The sequence below is a fragment of the Streptomyces albicerus genome (genome assembly GCF_008905045.1).
Taxonomy (GTDB): Bacteria; Actinomycetota; Actinomycetes; order Streptomycetales; family Streptomycetaceae; genus Streptomyces; species Streptomyces albicerus.
Window position 1 is genome coordinate 24,228 of record NZ_VWMY01000058.1, and the last position, 15,764, is coordinate 39,991.

Sequence of the window (15,764 nt, forward strand, 5' to 3'; positions counted from 1 at the left end):
TCAGGGGCCTCACGGGCTTCACGGGTTCGATGAGCTTCACGGGGCTTCAAAGGGCGAGTCGCTTCGCGCCCGTCCCCGCCGTGGGGAGCAGGGCCATGACCTCCCAGCCGGCGCTTCCCGGGCGCGGGCCGGTGAGCAGTTCGCCGCCGAGGGCGGTGACGCGTTCGGTGAGGCCGACGATGCCGAAGCCGCCACCGCGCGCGGCGTGCGGCATCTGGGCGCCGCCGCGGCCGTCGTCGCGTACCAGCACGCGCAGCATGCCGTCCTCGTACGTCAGGCCGACGGTGACCTCGGTGGCGTCGGCCGCGTGACGGCGTACGTTCGTCAGGGCCTCCTGGACGACACGGTGCGCGGCGGACTGCACCTCGTGCGGCAGGCCCGCGGGCACGGACGGGTCGCGGTGCAGCACGGCCTTCGGTCCGACGAAGCCGCCGAAGCCCTCGACCAGGTCCGCGAGCGCCGACAGGTCGGCCGCCGGGTGCCGGTCCGCGGGCTCCGGTCCTGCCATCTCCCGCGGGCGCTCGCGCAGGATGCCGACCGTGCGGCGCATCGAGGCGAGCGCCTCGGTGGCGGCGTTCTCGATGCCCACCAGGACGGGGTCCAGGTTCTCGGGCTCGGTGACGGCCATCATGCGGGCCACCTGCGTCTGGACCAGGATGCCGGTGACGTGGTGGGCGACGAAGTCGTGCAGATCGGCCGCCATGGCGAGCCGCTCGGAGCGGCGGGTCTCGGTGACCGCGACCCCGCGCCGGTGGTCCAGGGAGCGCAGGTAGCCGCCGAGCCCGGCCATGATGCCGACCAGCAGCAGGAGTACCAGCGCGACCCCGAGCAGGCTGCCCGCGTCGTTGTTGTCGAGGGTGTTCTGGAGCGTGCGCAGCGGCAGGGCGATGGTGGCTGCGCCGTCCAGTACGGCGCACATGACCACCCAGCGCGGCGGGCAGCCGCGGACGGCGATCAGCAGCAGGCAGAGCATGATTGCGCTCTCACCGGGGCCGAACTGCTGCATCCGGCCGGTCGGGGCGGCCACGGCTGTGATCACCAGGGAAACGCTCGCGGGCACGGCCGTACGCAGCTGCGGGGTGAGCCAGGCCGGCTGACGGGCGGCGGGCCAGAGCACTGCCGTGAGAGCGAGCGGCAGGACCACGAACAACGGCCAGAGGGCGCTGTCGCCGGAGCCGGCGATCAGTACGTCCGCGAGTGCCAGCGCGACCAGGACGGCGACGCCCACCGCACGCAGGCAGCTCTGCCGGCGGGAGCGGGGCGCGGTGGGGTCGTCGATCGCATGCACGAGGTTCACGCCGACCACGGTACGGAGCAGCCGTCGGGCGGTGGATCGGCCGATCGGCCGACCGGGCGGTGCGCACGGCCCCGGGACAGTGGCCGTTCGGCCGAGGTGCGGGGTGCCGTCCGGCGGCGAGAGTCGAGGCACACCGAGAACCCCGACCTCAGGAGAAACACCATGCAGCGCAAGCACATGATCGTCATCGGTGTCACGGCCACCGCCCTCGTCGGCGGCAGCGCCGGCGTGACCTACGCGGTCAGCGGCACCCAGTCGACCACGGGTCTCGACCGCTACACCGCCGTGACGGTGGACGGCCACAAGGCCCTCAGCGCCGACATCGTCGAGGGCCGCATCGGGTCCAAGTACCAGCCGCTGCCCTGGGTCGGCCGCGACATCGGCCCCGTGTCCTGCCCGAGCGGGCTGAAGGCGGTGACCGGCGCCGGCATCACCTGCACCGCGAAGGCGGACGGCAAGTGGGTGGAGATCCCGGTGCGTGTCGTCAAGGCCGGTGACACGTCGATCACTTGGAAGTTCGAGCGCTGAGACAGGCACGGGCACGGAGCCGGGCATCGAGAAGCGCACTGGCGTACCTGGAAGCACCGAGACCGGCGTACCTGGAAGCACCGAGAGAAGCACCGAGAAGGGAACAGCACACGATCATGGGAACCGTCCTGTCCGGGCTCGGCCTGGTCAAGAAATACGCGACCGCCACGGCCCTCGCCGGGGTCGACGTCGAGGTCGGCGAGCGCGAGTCGCTGGCCATCATGGGCCCTTCCGGGTCCGGCAAGTCGACGCTCCTGCACACCCTCGCCGGGATCATCCGCCCGGACGGCGGGCAGGTCCTGCTGCGCGGCGAACGTATCGACAATTGGGGCGAGAACCGGCTCAGCGCACTGCGCCGGAAGCGCTTCGGCTTCGTCTTCCAGTTCGGCCAGCTGCTGCCCGAGCTGCCGGCCGAGGAGAACGTCGCCCTGCCGCTGATGCTGGAGGGCATACCCCGCAAGGAGGCGGTGGCCCGGGCCCGCCGCTGGTTCGCGCCGCTCGGCCTGGACGGACTGGAGCCGCGTCGCCCCGGGCAACTGTCCGGCGGACAGGCCCAGCGGGTGGCGATCGCCCGCGCGCTGGTGGTCGATCCGGACGTGGTCTTCGCCGACGAGCCGACCGGGGCGCTGGACCAGTCCACCGGCGAGGAAGTCATCCGGTTGCTCACCCTCGTCACCCGCGAGCAGGGCGCCTCGCTGGTCATGGTCACGCACGACGCGGACGTCGCCGCCCACTGCGACCGGATCCTCCAGGTCCGCGACGGGCTGGTGCACGGGCACAGCCAGTACACGGTGGTTCCCTGATTCGTGTCGGGTTCGCGATGGCCTGCCTTTCGAGGTGCGGCGACCTCCGCCCCGATAGGGGCGCGAGGAACTGCGCGACCAGCCCCCACCAACCCGCAGTCAACACCCAGCGCTCAAGCCTCATGCCCCAACCGCAGCTCCCGCTCAGTCCGCCCACCCCTGATCCGTACCTCCGGAGCCGGCTCGCCGGTACCCCGCTGCGGGTGCTGGACGGGGCCAGGGTCCGCGAGACTGTGGTCCCACTGGTCTTGCCCGCCGGGACCATGACGGCCCGACCGCGGAGCCGCCGGGTGCTGTGTACTGCGGTGCCGGTGAGGCGCACACACGGTGGCGCGTTCACTCGATGGGGTGAGAGGTGGGGAACGTGCTGTGGAGGGTCGTACGGGTGTGTACGTTCGGTGATCGTGAAGCTGGTGGTGCAGGTCAAGCTGCTGCCGACGCCTCTGCAGGCGGCAGCACTCGAGGCGACCCTGCACGCCTGCAACGAGGCCGCCGACTGGGTGAGCGAAGTGGCCTTCGCGCGCGCCGAGTTCAAGAACTTCGCCCTGCGCCAGCACACCTACGAGCAGATCAAGACCCAGTGGAACCTGGGGGCGCAGGCCGCCCAACACGTGATCAAGAAGACTTGCGACGCCTACGCCACGCTGAAGGCGAACCTGAGGGCGGGACGTCTGGGCCGCCCCGGCTCGCAGCGCTACCGGCGGGCCGCCGGGAAGCCGGTCGTCTTCCGTCCCTCCGGTGCCCAGCCCTATGACGACCGGATGCTGTCCTGGCAGATCGCCGACCGCACGGTGTCGATCTGGACCACCGGCGGCCGGATGAAGAGCGTGGCCTTCACCGCTTCGCCCGGGCAGCTGGCTACCCTGGCCCTGTACCGCAAGGGCGAGTCGGACCTGGTGGAGCGGGACGGCATGTGGTTCCTGCTTGCCACCTGCGAGATCCCCGAGGCCGAGCCGAACGCGGAGCCGGTCGACTTCCTCGGCGTCGACCTGGGGATCGTGAACATCGCCACCACCTCGGACGGCGAGATTCTGGCCGGGCGGGAACTCAACCGGATCCGGGTCCGCGAGCGGGGCCTGCGCACCAAGCTCCGGAAGAAGAACACCCCGTCCGCCAAACGCCGGTTGAAGAAGCGGCGGCGCAAGGAGGCCCGGCGGGCCAAGGACATCAACCACAAGATCGCGAAACATGTGGTGGCCGAGGCTGAACGCACCGGTCGTGGAGTCGCCCTGGAGAACCTGATGGGCATCCGCGAGCGGGTACGGCTTCGTAAGCCCCAACGGGCCACCCTCCACTCTTGGAGCTTTCACCAACTCGGGGAGTTCATCGCGTACAAGGCCCGCAAGGCCGGGGTGCCAGTGGTGTACGTCGATCCGGCGTACACCTCGCGCACCTGCGCCGAGTGCGGGCACATCGACAAGGCGAACCGGGTATCCCAGGCCCGCTTCGTGTGCCGGTCCTGCGGATTCGTTGATCACGCAGACCGGAACGGCTCCCGCAACATCCGCGCTCGTGCGTGGGCGTTGTGGCGACGCGGGGCCTCGTCAACGGCCCCTGCCCCACCCCCCGACCCCAAGGGTGGGACTGGACGCAAACGGCACGTCACCACCAGTGACGCCCGTTGTGCAAGCCCGGGATTTCGGCCCCGGTGTAGTTGATGCAAGATGCGTCCATGACCGACCGCGCCCCGATCCGTGTTCTGATCGCCGACGACCAGGACATGGTCCGTACGGGATTCCGCTTCTTCCTCGACGCTCAGCCGGACATCACCGTGGTGGCCGAGGCCTCCGACGGGGAGGAGGCCGTGACACTGGCCCGGCGGCTGCGGCCTGACGTCTGTCTGCTGGACATCCGGATGCCGAAGCTGGACGGGCTGGCAGCCACCCGTCTGCTGGCCGGACCGGACGTCGCGGACCCGATGCGGGTCGTCGTGGTCACCACCTTCGACCTCGACGAGTACGTCTACGGTGCCCTGAACGGCGGTGCCTGCGGCTTCCTGCTCAAGGACTCCGGGCCGACCCTGCTCGCCGAGGCCGTCCGCGCCGCGGCAGTCGGCGACTCGCTGGTGTCCCCGTCGGTCACTGTGCGCCTCCTCAAGCACGTCACCGCCGCCCAGACGCAGCCGCGGACGAAGGACGATCAGGCACAGGTACCCGCCGCGTCCGTGCCCTCGGAGCCCCAAGAGCCCCTGACCGACCGTGAGTTGGACGTCGTACGCCTGGTCGCCCTCGGTCACACCAACGCCGAGATCGCCGCGTCCCTGTTCGTCTCCCTCTCGACCGTGAAGACGCACCTCACCAGCGTCCAGCTCAAGCTCTCCGCCCGGAACCGTGTGGAGATCGCGGCGTGGGCCTGGCGGACGGGCCACGCCGACGGCCCGTCGTCCTGAGCGCGGTGCGGCGCGGGAGCCGGTTGCCCACGCCCACACCCCTGCCAATGTAAATGGGACCCATTTTCATGTAGCGTGTGCGTCGCCCAGCCGGACCAGGGGACCGACCCGCCGCGGAAGCGGAACAGCGGCCGTGACCCGACCAGGAGAGTGCCATGACCGCCCCCGAGGCCGCCCGCGACCGCCACCGTGACCACGAGCGCGAGAGCCACCGTGACCACGAGCGCGACCGTGACCACGAGCGCGGCCGCGAGCGCGACTTTCGGCTCCCGGTGACGGTGCTCTCCGGATTTCTCGGCGCCGGCAAGACCACCCTGCTCAACCACGTCCTCGGCAACCGCGAGGGCCTGCGCGTCGCGGTCATCGTGAACGACATGAGCGAGATCAACATCGACGCCGCGCTCGTGCGCGGCGGCGAGGCCGCCCTGTCGCGCACCGAGGAGCGGCTGGTCGAGATGACCAACGGCTGCATCTGCTGCACCCTGCGCGACGACCTGCTGGAGGAGATCGACCGGCTGGCCCGCGAAGGCCGTTTCGACCACCTGCTCATCGAGTCGAGCGGCATCTCGGAACCACTCCCCGTTGCCGCCACCTTCGCCTTCCCGCGCGACGACGGCGCCACGCTCGGCGACCTGGCGCGCCTCGACACCATGGTCACCGTGGTCGACGCCGTGAACTTCCTGCCGGAGCTGGCGGACGGGGACGAACTCGCCGAGCGGGGTCTCGCGCCGTTCGAGGACGACGAACGCACCGTGAGCGATCTGCTCGTGGACCAGGTCGAGTTCGCCGACGTCATCGTCCTCAACAAGCTCGACCTCGTCGACACGGAGACCGCCGACCGGCTGCGGGCCACGCTGACCCGCCTCAACCCGGTCGCCCGTGTCGTCCCGGCCACCCTCGGCCGCGTCGACCTGGGCGAGGTACTCGGCACGGGCCTGTTCGACCTGGAGCGGGCCCAGCAAGCGCCGGGCTGGGTCATGGAGCTCAACGGCGAACACGTGCCGGAGACCGAGGAGTACGGCATCTCCAGCACGGTCTTCCGATCCGAACTGCCCTTCCACCCCGGCCGGTTGTGGGACTTCGTCACCGAGGAACTCGACAGCGGGGCCTTCGGCCGGGTCCTGCGCTCGAAGGGCTTCTTCTGGCTGGCCAGCCGCCCGTACGTGACCGGTCTGTGGTCGCAGGCCGGTTCCGTGGCCCGCTTCGAACCGTCGGGCGCCCAGGACCCGGAGGCCGCCCAGGGCCAGGAACTGGTCTTCATCGGCGCCGGACTGCGCGCCGAGCCGCTGCGGGCGGCCCTGACGCGCTGCCTCATGACCGACGGCGAAAGACTCCCGCCCGCCGACCCGTTCCCCGCCTGGGACACCTCGGGCATCGACGACGCCTGCGAGCACGAGTGAATTCCGGTGCGGTACAGCGCCCTTAAGGGGCGCGGGGAACTGCGCGACCAGCCACGGACGGCCCGCAGGTATCGAACGGCCCTTCCGGCGGAGTGCTCAGGGCTGAGGGAGTCGTCCTGGACGCAGCGAGCGGTCCATCACGCGTGCCAAGTGAGAGGTGAAGACCTCGCGAGCTTCCGGCGTCAGGGCCCGGAGGGCCACCGCAGCCGTGATGATCACGTCGCACAGTTCCGACTGGACGTCGTCCCAGGTGTGCGACGTGCCCTTGCGCGGGTTCTGGCCGGTGGCGCCGATCACCGCCTCGGCGACCTCGCCGACCTCCTCCGAGAGCTTCAGCATCCGCAGGAGCAGGGCCTCCTGGGGAGGACGGGCGGGCTGGGCGCTCGCCAGCCAGTCCTGGAGGCGGCCGATGGACTCCCAGAGATCGTCGTCGCTCATGGCGATCAGCCTGTCATGAGGCGAGCAGCCCGCCATGAGCCCGGCCGCGTCAGGACCGGTGCCGAGGCCGGTGAGGACCGGTGCCTTTATCTCCGCCCTACGCGCCGTACGCGGCCACGCCCTCCTCGTCGAACAACTCCCCCTGCTCGCCCTCCTTTTCGCGCCGCACCCGCATGGTGCGCGCCCCCACCACCGCCAGCGTCGCGGCGGCCGTCCCCGCGAGGGCGACCGGCACCATCCAGCTACGGTCGACCGTGTGGCCGAGGGTGTGGTCGAGGGAGAGCCGGCCGGGGCCCGCCACGGCGAGACCCGCCGCCGCGAGACCCAGGGACGCGGCGTGCTCGTAGCCGCCGTTCTGGTTGAAGAAGCCGTTCGGCGCGTGCACCGCGGACGCGCCCGCCATCGCTCCCGCCGCGGCGGCGCCGGCCGCCGGGGTCGCGAGGCCCAGCGCGAGGAGCGTACCGCCGCCCGTCTCCGCCAGGCCCGCCGCGGCAGCGCTCGCCTTGCCGGGCGCGTATCCCACGGACTCCATGAACTGGCCGGTCCCGGAGAGCCCGCCCCCGCCGAACCAGCCGAAGAGCTTCTGCGCCCCGTGCGCGGCCAGCACCCCGCCCGTGCCGAGGCGGAGCAGCAGCAGTCCCAGATCACGTCGGTCGAAAGAGGCCACGGTTCTCGTCACTCCTCGAATATCACTGCCGACCATTCCCACTCGAACAGTCCCTTTTGTCTCGTACGCCGCCTGCCCACCGTCGCACCGAACAGTCACCCGGGCCCTGGCCCGCGCGGCCGTTCGGGTGGCGGGGCCGCCGGAGCGGTGTGAGTCTGTCGGACATGACGATTCAGGTAGCCAAGCTCAGCAACCCGGCCGTCCGGGACTTCGTCAGCGCCGTGAACGCTCACGACCGGGACGCCTTCCGGGCCGTACTCGCACCCGGCGCGACCATGTCCGACGACGGCTCGGACCGTGACCTCGACGACTGGACCGAGCGGGAGATCTTCGACTCCCACGGCCACATGGAGGTCGACAACGAGTCGGACGGCGGCCTCGCCCTCACCGCCCGCTACAGCAACGACGCCTGGGGCGAGATGCGGACGAGGTGGAGCTTCACCGTCGACGACGCCGGCAGGATCACCCGCTTCGAGACCGGCCAGGCGTAGCCGCGGCAACCGTCACAACCCACCGCCGGGGTCTTGCCTTCGTGTGCTCTCCAACTCCTAGCGTCCGTAGGCATGGAGAGCAGCGGAAGTCTGGGCGGTACGGGTAGTGACGGGCGCAGGACCCTGGGGCGCAGCGGTATCGAGGTGAGCGCCCTCGGTTTCGGCTGCTGGGCCATCGGCGGCGAGTGGCAGACCCCCGACGGGCAGCCCCTGGGCTGGGGCAAGGTCGACGACGACGAGTCCGTACGGGCGGTGCGCTGCGCCCTCGACCTGGGCGTGACGTTCTTCGACACGGCGGACGCGTACGGCACCGGGCACAGTGAGCGTGTCCTCGCGCGGGCGCTCGGCAAGCGGCGGGCCGACGTGGTGGTCGCCACCAAGTGGGGCAACGTCTTCGACGAGGAACGCCGGCTGCTCACGGGCACCGACGACTCTCCGGCCCACGCCCGCCGCGCGCTGACCGCCTCACTGCGGCGTCTGGCCACCGACCACATCGACCTGTACCAGCTGCACATCTCCGACGCCGACCCGGACCGCGCCGCCCAACTCCGTGACGCCTGCGAGGAGTTCGTACGCGAGGGGCTCGTCCGCGCGTACGCCTGGAGCACCGACGACCCGGAGCGGGCCGCCGTCTTCGCGCAAGGTCCGCACTGCGCGGCGGTGCAGCACCGCCTCAACGTCCTTCAGGACGCGCCCGAAATGCTGGCGCTCTGCGAGGAGTTGGGGCTCGCGAGCATCAACCGCAGCCCGCTGGCGATGGGGTTGCTGACCGGCAAGCGCGCGCCGGACCAGTCCCTCGAAGCGGGCGACATCCGCAGCAGGCCGCCCGCCTGGCTACCCGGTTTCGGCGACGGCGGCGGCGCCGACCCGGAGTGGCTCGCCCGCGTCGACGCCCTCCGGTCCGTCCTCACCAGCGACCGCCGTACGCTCGCCCAAGGCGCCCTCGCCTGGCTGTGGGCACGCAGCCCGCACACCGTCCCCATCCCGGGCTTCCGCTCGGTCGCACAGGCCGAGGAGAACGCCGGCGCCCTCGCCCAAGGACCGCTCACCGCAGAGCAGTTGACGGAGATCGACGGCATCCTGGGCCGGTGAGCGCGGCGTTATGGGGCAGCCGTTCCGTGGCTCCGGGCCGTTATCCCGCGGTCCCACGCGAGATCCCTCCCACCCGTCCGCCCGGAACGGCTGCCGCCTCCCCCCTCGGATGGGGCACGGAAGACCTGTGCTCCAAGTGTGAAGTTCTGGTGGAGGAGAGTCGAGCATAGGCATGTAACCGGCGGAGATGGAGCGGAGTGAGGTCGTCCGTTTGTGCAGATTGATGTGCGGATCGGCGTAAGTGCCTGTTTGAGTACCTCGAAAATGCGGGTGAGAGCAGCGACTTGACCGCCGGGCAGAAGTCGCCATTCCGTGAGGGCACGGCTGCGGACATGTCTGGGCGCGTGTTCGGGCAAAGTGCTCACTGGCCGAAGCGCCGGCAGACGGCGGGCCAGGCCGGCCCGAACACCGGCGGCAGCTGACCCCAGGAGCAGCCGGAGGCGGCTCCGAAGATGATCGCTGCAGGCACTCGCGGTCTCCGGCTCTACGTCGCCCACCGCCCTCCGGGCGTACGACCACCGTCTGCCGGCGCCCCCCGCCGCTGGGCCGGACGTCCTTGTGCGCAGTACCAGCCCAACAAGCTGCGTAAAAGGAGCAGCCCGCCGAGCAAGTCTGCGCCTGTTTGCACCGTGTGAGGCTGGCGCTCAGTTACTCGCATACATGATCAGTGGTGCACGCATCGGCCAGGTCGTGGGTGAGCTGGTGGACGAGTGCGTGAGTGTGATCGGCCGGATAGGTGTGGGCTCCTGGGAACAGGCGTGGAGTGACGGGTGTGGTGACTAGTTCGCTCCAGGCCGTCAGGCTGCTGGTGTCAGTGATCGGGTCGTGGGTGCCACCGTAGAGGGCCAGGGGAAGGTCGAGCGGGGCTTCCTCACGAGAATGGCGGTAGTGCATGAGGAGCAGCAGGTCGGCGAGAATCGGAGTACACAGGGCGGCCGCCATGGGCGTGTGGATCAGGTCTTCGGAGATCGGGCCGATGAGGTCGGTCAGGCCGGCCAGCCCCGCGGCAAGGCGGGCCGGCAGGGCTGCGGCGTACAGGCCCAAGTGCGGCGCGGGCAGCGCTGACAAGGCCAGCAGGTGAGGGGTGCGGTTCTTGCTGTGCCGCAGGGAGCATGTGGCCAGGTACGCCATGAGTGCTCCCACGCTGTGCCCGTACACGGCGAACGGCCGTGGGTCATGGCAGCGGTGGATGGCTTCCGCAATGTCGGCGGCGAGCCGTCGTGGATCGGTCTGTGACGGTTCGCCACTGCGCTGCCCGCGTCCGGGGAGCGAGAAGGAGCAGATGTCCAGCTCAGCCGGAGCGCAGCGGGTCCACGGCGCGTAGTACTCGGGGCCGCAGCCGGACGGCGGCAGGCAGTACACGCGCAGCCGGGCGCGGGTTCTCCCGGTCAGCTGGACAGTCGTCACCGAGCTGTGGTTTGCGTCGGCGGCGCTGATGCATACGGGGCGTGGTGACGCGGGCAGGGCAGGCACCGTCCTACTCATCATCGGGCTGTGCATCATTGTGGGGATGCATAGGGGCGTTGTCCGGGTTGCCGGTGGCCGTCAGGGCTGGGTGAAGATGAGGGTGGCGTTCTGGCTGCCGAATCCTGCGGAGGTGCTGGCGACGGCCTGCACGTGGGCACGGCGTGGTGTCTTAGCGACGACGTCCAGGTCGATATCGGGGTCACAGCGTTCGTGGTTGGCGGTGGGCGGGATGGTCTGGTGTTCGAGGCTCAGCACGCTGACGGCTGCCTCGATGGCTCCGGCAGCCCCGAGCGAGTGCCCGGTGATGCTCTTCACGGCGGTGACGGGTGGCGGCCGGCGGAACACCCGGTGCAGGGCGCCGGCTTCGGCCTGGTCGTTCAGACGGGTTGCTGTGCCGTGGGTGTTGACGTGGCTGATGTCCTCGGGATTGAGTTCGGCGTCGCAGAGGGCGGCGCTCAGGCAGCGTGCCAGGCCCTCACCCTCGGGGTGGGGGACGGTGGGGTGGTGGCCTTCGGCGTTGGCGGCATACCCGGTCAGAAACGCCTTGGCGCGGGCGGAGCGAGCCCGCGCGTGGAGGACGTTTTCCAGGACGAGGACGGCTGCGCCCTCGCCGAGGACGAACCCGTCCCGGTCCGCATCGAAGGGCCGGCAGGCGCCGGCCGGGTCGTGGTGCCGGGTGGACAGGGCGCCCATGCGGTGGAATGCGGCTGCCGCGAAGGGGCTGGTGCACGGGGATTCGCTGCCGCCGGCCAGAGCGATGTCGCAGGCTCCGGAGCGGACCAGGTCCCGGGCGACTCCGATGGCGGTGGTGCCGGAGGCGCATGCCGTGCTCACGATGAAACTTGGCCCCAGGGCCCCGAGATGCAAACTGACTTCTCCGGCTGCCATGTTCGGGGACGAACGGGCGATCGCAGTTGGCGACAGGGTGTGATAGGCGCGTTCCCGAAGTTTGCGGAAGGTGACCATGGCCGTGTCGTTGCTGCTGGCCCCCACTCCCAGCACGACGGCGACGCGGGTGCCGTCCCATGTGTCAGTGCACAGGGCGGAGTCGTGCACGGCCTCGCGGGCGGCCACCAGCGCCATTTGGGTGAAGCGGTCAAGCCGCCAGGCGGTGCGCCTGCCCAGCAGGTGGTCGGGGTCGAAATCCGGGACCCGGCATGAGAACGCGACGGGGGCTTCGGCTTCGGCCATGACGGGATCGACGGTGGCCGCCGACACCCCTGCACACAGGCCCGCCCATGTGGCGGCGGTTCCGATGCCCGCAGGGGTGACCAGGCCCATGCCGGTCACCGCTACATCGTGCTGGGCCATTACTTGGTACCCGCAGCCGCAGTGGGGGACTTGCAAGCCTGATCGAGGAAGTGCGCCGCCTGCTGGAGAGTGAGATCGGTACTCAAGGCGGTGGCGTCCTGGGACAGCTGAATTCCGGTGTCCTCTTCCAGGATGACGAGGAGTTCCACGAGGGTGATCGAGTCCACCTCGAGGTCCTTGAAGGTGCGGTCCGCTGTGATCAACGCTTCGGCGATGCCGAAGTAGTCCCTAAGACGATCACTGATCATTCGGTACGAGTCGGTCATCGACGTTTCCTTCACCGGATCTGTGGGGGGGGGAGGGAAGCGTGGCATGGGCCAGGGCGAGACAGCCTGACTGCGGGCGGCGGGTCACGGTGAAGTCGCCCGTTGGGACGATGAGCTGACGGTCATCGCTTCGTGGGCGTCGGTGCCGTCGGGGGCAGGGCTGTGCACCGGATGGCGTTGCAGGCGTGGCATCCACCAGTTGGCCCTGCCGGCGAGCTGCATCACCGCAGGGACGAGGATGCCGCGGACGATGGTGGCGTCCACCAGGACGGCGATCGCCAGGCCGATGCCGAGCATTTTCAGCATGCTGATCCCCGAGGTCGCCAGGGCTCCCATGGCGACGGCGACGATGAGAGCGGCCGCGCTGAACAGACGCCCGGTGCGCGCGATGCCCGTCACGATCGCCTGCTTGTTGTCGCCTGTGGCCAGGTATTCCTCCTTGATGCGGGTCATCAAGAACAGCTCGTAGTCCACGGAGGCACTGAAAGCCAGGGCCAGCACCAGAACTGGCATGGTGACTTCCAGGTATCCGGTGACAGCGACGTCACCCACGAGGAACCGGCTGTGTCCCTGCTGGAACACCCAGACGAGGGCGCCAAGGCTGGCCGTCAGGCTCAGCACCCCGACGACCACCGCCTTCAGCGGGACCAGGAGGGAACGGGTGCAGGCCAGCAGGACAGCGGCCGTCGCCAGAGCAGCCAGGGCGGCCGCCCACGGCAGACGGTTGCCCATGACGGCGGCCGTGTCGGCGGCCTGCGCAGTGCGGCCGGACACCAAGCGCGGACCGGGCGCCGGAACGGCTCGTACCCGCTGCAGCATCTGCCGGGCAGCGTCGCTTTGGGCAGGCGCCTGCCCGACGACCGTCACCCATGTCCCAGGCCCGGTTGCCCGTGCCCGGCTCTGACTTGTGCCACTGGCTTGCGTGCGATGACCGGCCTGGTAGGAGCCTGTGACCGCGGAAACGACCACAACGCCGGGAACCCGGGACAACCGGCGTGCGTAGGAGTCCAGGGACGCCGGGGCAGTGACGTCCGCCTCGGGCAGGACGACCGTCAGGGCGCGTTCGCTGTCCACGACGAAGGCCCGGCTGCTGGCCTCCGCGGCGGTGCGTGCCGAAGCGTCAGACGGCAGAACACGGGCATCGACCACTCCAAAGCGCGCTTGTGTGAACGGTACGGCCATCGCCAACAGCACCAGAACGCTCAGCCCGAGCAAGACGACCGGGCGCGCGACAGTCACTTGGGCAATCGCCTTCCACACGTGGCTCTCCTCGCTTCCCGAAGAGATTCCCTTGCGCACTGGACGCCACGAGAGCGCCTGGTTCGCGCTAGCCGTCCTGCTACCAATGAGCAGCAACAGCGCCGGCAGCGCGGTCACGCTGACAGCCGCGCCCAGCGCCACCACCACGATCCCGGCGATGGCCAAAGACCGCAGGAACGGCAAGGGCAGCACCAGGACCACGGCCAGCCCTGCAACGACCGTGGCGGCGCTGTAGACAGCGGCCCGACCCGCCGTGCGCATACTGCGCACCACGGCGTCCGGCACAGCGCAGCCGTCAGCCAACTCCTCGCGGAACCGGGTCACGACGAAGAGCGCATAATCCACAGCCAGCCCGAATCCGAGGGCCGCGGCGATGTTCAGGGAAAACACCGACATCGGCAGGAAGACGTTCACCAGACGCAGCACCGCGAACGCCACGGTGACCACGCAAGCAGCGATCGCTGTCGGCACCAGGGCCGCGGCGAGAGAGCCGAAGGCGAGCAGGAGAATCAGCACGGTGAGTGGCAGCACGATGAGTTCCGCTCGCAACAGGTCGTGCTGACTCTGTCGGGTCGCCTCCGCGTTCACCACCGCGGGACCCGTGAGATCAACGGCGAGCGTGCCGGAATGCTGTCTTAGCCCAGGACTCAGCCGCTCAGCCGTGCGCATGGCTGTGAAATCGTCACCGTCAAGATCCAAACGGATCAGGGCCGCCCGCCCGTCCACGGACCGCAGCTCCGGTCGCCCCCCGTCCCAGTAGGAGGCGGTATGCCGTACGCCCGGCTGCGTGTGCGCCCACGCCTCCAGGCGGCGCCCGGCGGCTACGGCGGCGGGGCTGTCAACGCCGTCCGCGGCCCCCGCATACACCGTCAAGTCGGATGTGCTGGCTCCGAACCGGTCAGCGAGGATCTTCTCCGCACGGGCTGCTTCCGTCCCGGTGGCGGTGTAGCCGCCGGAGGACAGCTCGCTGAAAGCCCCCGCTCCTAGCGCACCGGCCACCACCGCCACCAGCGCATATGTCATCAGCAGCGAGCGGGCGCGACGCATGCAGAACCCGGCCAGCGCGGCGATGAGGCCGTCACCGCCTCCCGCGGGATGCCCTGGCTTGTTCCTGGCCGCTCTCATGGGGATCGTCAAAACACCGTCGCTTCCTGTCCATGGAGCACAAACTCGGGCGCGCAGACAGCCGGGAGCCTGCCGCTGTCAGGCAGCGGAGCCGAAGCTGCCTCGATCAATCACCGGGTCGGTTGGAGGTGGATTGCATGCTCCTTAGCCGACAGCTGCTCTCTGACGCCCTCGAACGCTCGAGCCCGGGCGTTCGTGCGCTCAAGTTCCCGGGCGAGCCCGTCGCGAGCCTGCTCCCCAGCCGGCCCCAGGCCCTGCACCGTCCACACATCCAAAGAGCGCAACAGTGGGGCGAGAACGTCATCGTGATGCACTCGCAGGTCATAGACGCCGGCGAGGGCGACGTCCCATGCCATCCGCCGGAATCCCGGCATGCGGTGGCCCGGCATCTGAAACGCCGCGACGCAGTCGCGCAACGCCTGCACCACGGCATCGGCGTCAATGGTCAGTGCCGCGGCCAGCAGATCCCGGTAGAAGACCATGTGGAGGTTCTCGTCCTGAGCAATGCGTGTCAGCAGCCTTTCGCAGTTCTCCTCACCGCTGTGACGACCAGCGTTGCGGTGGGACACACGGGTAGCCAGTTCCTGGACAGTGACGTACACCAGGTTCTGCAGCAGCCCGTCATGCCCGGGCTCGTACCCGGTTGCCACCTGCGCCAGCCGGGCCCTTTCCAAGGCCACCGGATCGACCGCGCGCGTGGCGTGAAGATACGCGCGCAGAGCCGTGCTGTGCCGGTCCTCCTCCGCAGTCCACCTATTGATCCACTCTGCCCACGCCCCACTGCGGCTGATGCGGGTGGACAGCGCCCAGTGGTAGCCGGGCAAATTGTCCTCGGTCAGAAGGTTGAGGACCAGCGCCGAACGAGCTGATGGAGACAGAGATGACTGCCCGGCTTCCCACGGGTCACCCTCCAAGGGACCGTCAAAGTCACGGCCCTGGCTCCACGGGACGTACTGATGCGGGAACCACTCCTGGGACCAGGCCAGATGCCGCTCAAGCAAGGTGCCCACCAAAGGTTCCAGCTCCGCAAGCCAGTCAGAAGCTGAGAGACCGCCAGCGCGGGAAGACAAGGTCATGGCTCAGCAGTCTCTGACTCATACACGCCGTCGCGCGGCACCACGCAGGTCACATAGTCTTGAATAGCCCAAAAGGCTGTTACTCATGGCCTGACTCGAACAACGTCCCGAACGGTGTCACTCACCCGGGAGTTCGGCTACGCGGACGGCGGTC

15 protein-coding genes and 1 pseudogene are annotated in these 15,764 nt (G+C 69.7%); 7 read left to right on the top strand and 9 right to left on the bottom strand.

All coding sequences use genetic code 11. From position 1 onward, the window contains the following. Positions 1 to 46: 46 nt before the first annotated feature. A complete protein-coding gene (locus GAS53_RS40240) occupies positions 47 to 1,306 on the bottom strand; it encodes a sensor histidine kinase (RefSeq protein ID WP_151482706.1) in 1,260 nt (419 codons plus the stop codon). 153 nt (positions 1,307 to 1,459) lie between these two features. On the opposite strand from GAS53_RS40240, the gene GAS53_RS40245 reads away from it, so the two are divergent. The 5 genes from GAS53_RS40245 (at position 1,460) to GAS53_RS40265 (ending at position 6,417) form a co-directional block, all read left to right on the top strand. Further along, positions 1,460 to 1,825, top strand: a complete 366-nt coding sequence (locus GAS53_RS40245) for a DUF4333 domain-containing protein (protein WP_151482707.1) — start codon at positions 1,460 to 1,462, stop codon at positions 1,823 to 1,825. Between the two features lie 116 nt (positions 1,826 to 1,941). Next, on the top strand, positions 1,942 to 2,628 hold the full coding sequence (locus GAS53_RS40250) for an ABC transporter ATP-binding protein (RefSeq protein WP_151482708.1): 687 nt from the start codon (positions 1,942 to 1,944) through the stop codon (positions 2,626 to 2,628). A 404-nt stretch (positions 2,629 to 3,032) separates the two neighbouring features. Beyond that, a complete protein-coding gene (locus tag GAS53_RS40255) occupies positions 3,033 to 4,286 on the top strand; it encodes an RNA-guided endonuclease InsQ/TnpB family protein (RefSeq protein ID WP_151482709.1) in 1,254 nt (417 codons plus the stop codon). Positions 4,287 to 4,300: 14 nt separating this feature from the next. Beyond that, positions 4,301 to 5,017 (top strand): response regulator, encoded by a 717-nt coding sequence (locus GAS53_RS40260; RefSeq protein WP_151482710.1) that lies wholly within the window; start codon positions 4,301 to 4,303, stop codon positions 5,015 to 5,017. A 155-nt stretch (positions 5,018 to 5,172) separates the two neighbouring features. After that, positions 5,173 to 6,417 carry a GTP-binding protein gene (locus GAS53_RS40265; protein ID WP_151482711.1) on the top strand — a complete coding sequence of 415 codons (1,245 nt, stop codon included), beginning with the start codon at positions 5,173 to 5,175 and terminating at the stop codon, positions 6,415 to 6,417. 96 nt (positions 6,418 to 6,513) lie between these two features. Here GAS53_RS40265 and GAS53_RS40270 read toward each other — a convergent pair whose 3' ends face one another. Beyond that, complete coding sequence (locus GAS53_RS40270; protein ID WP_151482712.1) at positions 6,514 to 6,855, bottom strand: MazG-like family protein; 342 nt, start codon at positions 6,853 to 6,855, stop codon at positions 6,514 to 6,516. Positions 6,856 to 6,952: 97 nt separating this feature from the next. Beyond that, entirely contained in the window at positions 6,953 to 7,522 is a 570-nt protein-coding gene (locus GAS53_RS40275; protein WP_151482713.1) for a DoxX family membrane protein, read from the bottom strand. A 164-nt stretch (positions 7,523 to 7,686) separates the two neighbouring features. Between GAS53_RS40275 and GAS53_RS40280 the strand changes: the two genes are divergently transcribed. Continuing rightward, positions 7,687 to 8,013, top strand: coding sequence for a nuclear transport factor 2 family protein (locus GAS53_RS40280; RefSeq protein ID WP_151482714.1), 327 nt, complete (start codon positions 7,687 to 7,689; stop codon positions 8,011 to 8,013). A gap of 72 nt (positions 8,014 to 8,085) precedes the next feature. Continuing rightward, positions 8,086 to 9,105: an aldo/keto reductase gene (locus GAS53_RS40285; RefSeq protein ID WP_151482715.1), complete on the top strand. Its 1,020-nt coding sequence runs from the start codon at positions 8,086 to 8,088 to the stop codon at positions 9,103 to 9,105. Between the two features lie 370 nt (positions 9,106 to 9,475). Here GAS53_RS40285 and GAS53_RS55550 read toward each other — a convergent pair. From GAS53_RS55550 to GAS53_RS40315, 6 genes and pseudogenes are all read right to left on the bottom strand, one after another. After that, positions 9,476 to 9,618, bottom strand: a pseudogene (locus GAS53_RS55550) (transposase); the annotation flags it as partial. A 135-nt stretch (positions 9,619 to 9,753) separates the two neighbouring features. After that, entirely contained in the window at positions 9,754 to 10,512 is a 759-nt protein-coding gene (locus tag GAS53_RS40295; RefSeq protein ID WP_192583486.1) for a thioesterase II family protein, read from the bottom strand. Positions 10,513 to 10,650: 138 nt separating this feature from the next. Beyond that, positions 10,651 to 11,883, bottom strand: coding sequence for a beta-ketoacyl-[acyl-carrier-protein] synthase family protein (locus GAS53_RS40300; RefSeq protein ID WP_151482718.1), 1,233 nt, complete (start codon positions 11,881 to 11,883; stop codon positions 10,651 to 10,653). Then, the gene (locus GAS53_RS40305) at positions 11,883 to 12,149 is read right to left on the bottom strand and encodes an acyl carrier protein (RefSeq protein WP_192583487.1); all 267 of its coding nucleotides are present in this window, start codon (positions 12,147 to 12,149) and stop codon (positions 11,883 to 11,885) included. Before GAS53_RS40305 ends, GAS53_RS40300 begins: the two co-directional genes overlap by 1 nt. An 84-nt stretch (positions 12,150 to 12,233) precedes the next feature. Beyond that, the gene (locus tag GAS53_RS40310; protein WP_151482720.1) at positions 12,234 to 14,546 is read right to left on the bottom strand and encodes an MMPL family transporter; all 2,313 of its coding nucleotides are present in this window, start codon (positions 14,544 to 14,546) and stop codon (positions 12,234 to 12,236) included. A 98-nt stretch (positions 14,547 to 14,644) separates the two neighbouring features. Further along, a complete protein-coding gene (locus GAS53_RS40315; RefSeq protein ID WP_151482721.1) occupies positions 14,645 to 15,610 on the bottom strand; it encodes an acyl-ACP desaturase in 966 nt (321 codons plus the stop codon). Positions 15,611 to 15,764: the final 154 nt, after the last annotated feature.

Coding starts and splice junctions, on each gene's coding strand:
- GAS53_RS40245 (WP_151482707.1), top strand. CDS start 1,460: ATGCAGCGCAAGCACATGATCGTCATCGGTGTCACGGCCACCGCCCTC.
- GAS53_RS40250 (WP_151482708.1), top strand. CDS start 1,942: ATGGGAACCGTCCTGTCCGGGCTCGGCCTGGTCAAGAAATACGCGACC.
- GAS53_RS40260 (WP_151482710.1), top strand. CDS start 4,301: ATGACCGACCGCGCCCCGATCCGTGTTCTGATCGCCGACGACCAGGAC.
- GAS53_RS40265 (WP_151482711.1), top strand. CDS start 5,173: ATGACCGCCCCCGAGGCCGCCCGCGACCGCCACCGTGACCACGAGCGC.
- GAS53_RS40270 (WP_151482712.1), bottom strand. CDS start 6,855: ATGAGCGACGACGATCTCTGGGAGTCCATCGGCCGCCTCCAGGACTGG.
- GAS53_RS40280 (WP_151482714.1), top strand. CDS start 7,687: ATGACGATTCAGGTAGCCAAGCTCAGCAACCCGGCCGTCCGGGACTTC.
- GAS53_RS40285 (WP_151482715.1), top strand. CDS start 8,086: ATGGAGAGCAGCGGAAGTCTGGGCGGTACGGGTAGTGACGGGCGCAGG.
- GAS53_RS40300 (WP_151482718.1), bottom strand. CDS start 11,883: ATGGCCCAGCACGATGTAGCGGTGACCGGCATGGGCCTGGTCACCCCT.
- GAS53_RS40305 (WP_192583487.1), bottom strand. CDS start 12,149: ATGACCGACTCGTACCGAATGATCAGTGATCGTCTTAGGGACTACTTC.
- GAS53_RS40315 (WP_151482721.1), bottom strand. CDS start 15,610: ATGACCTTGTCTTCCCGCGCTGGCGGTCTCTCAGCTTCTGACTGGCTT.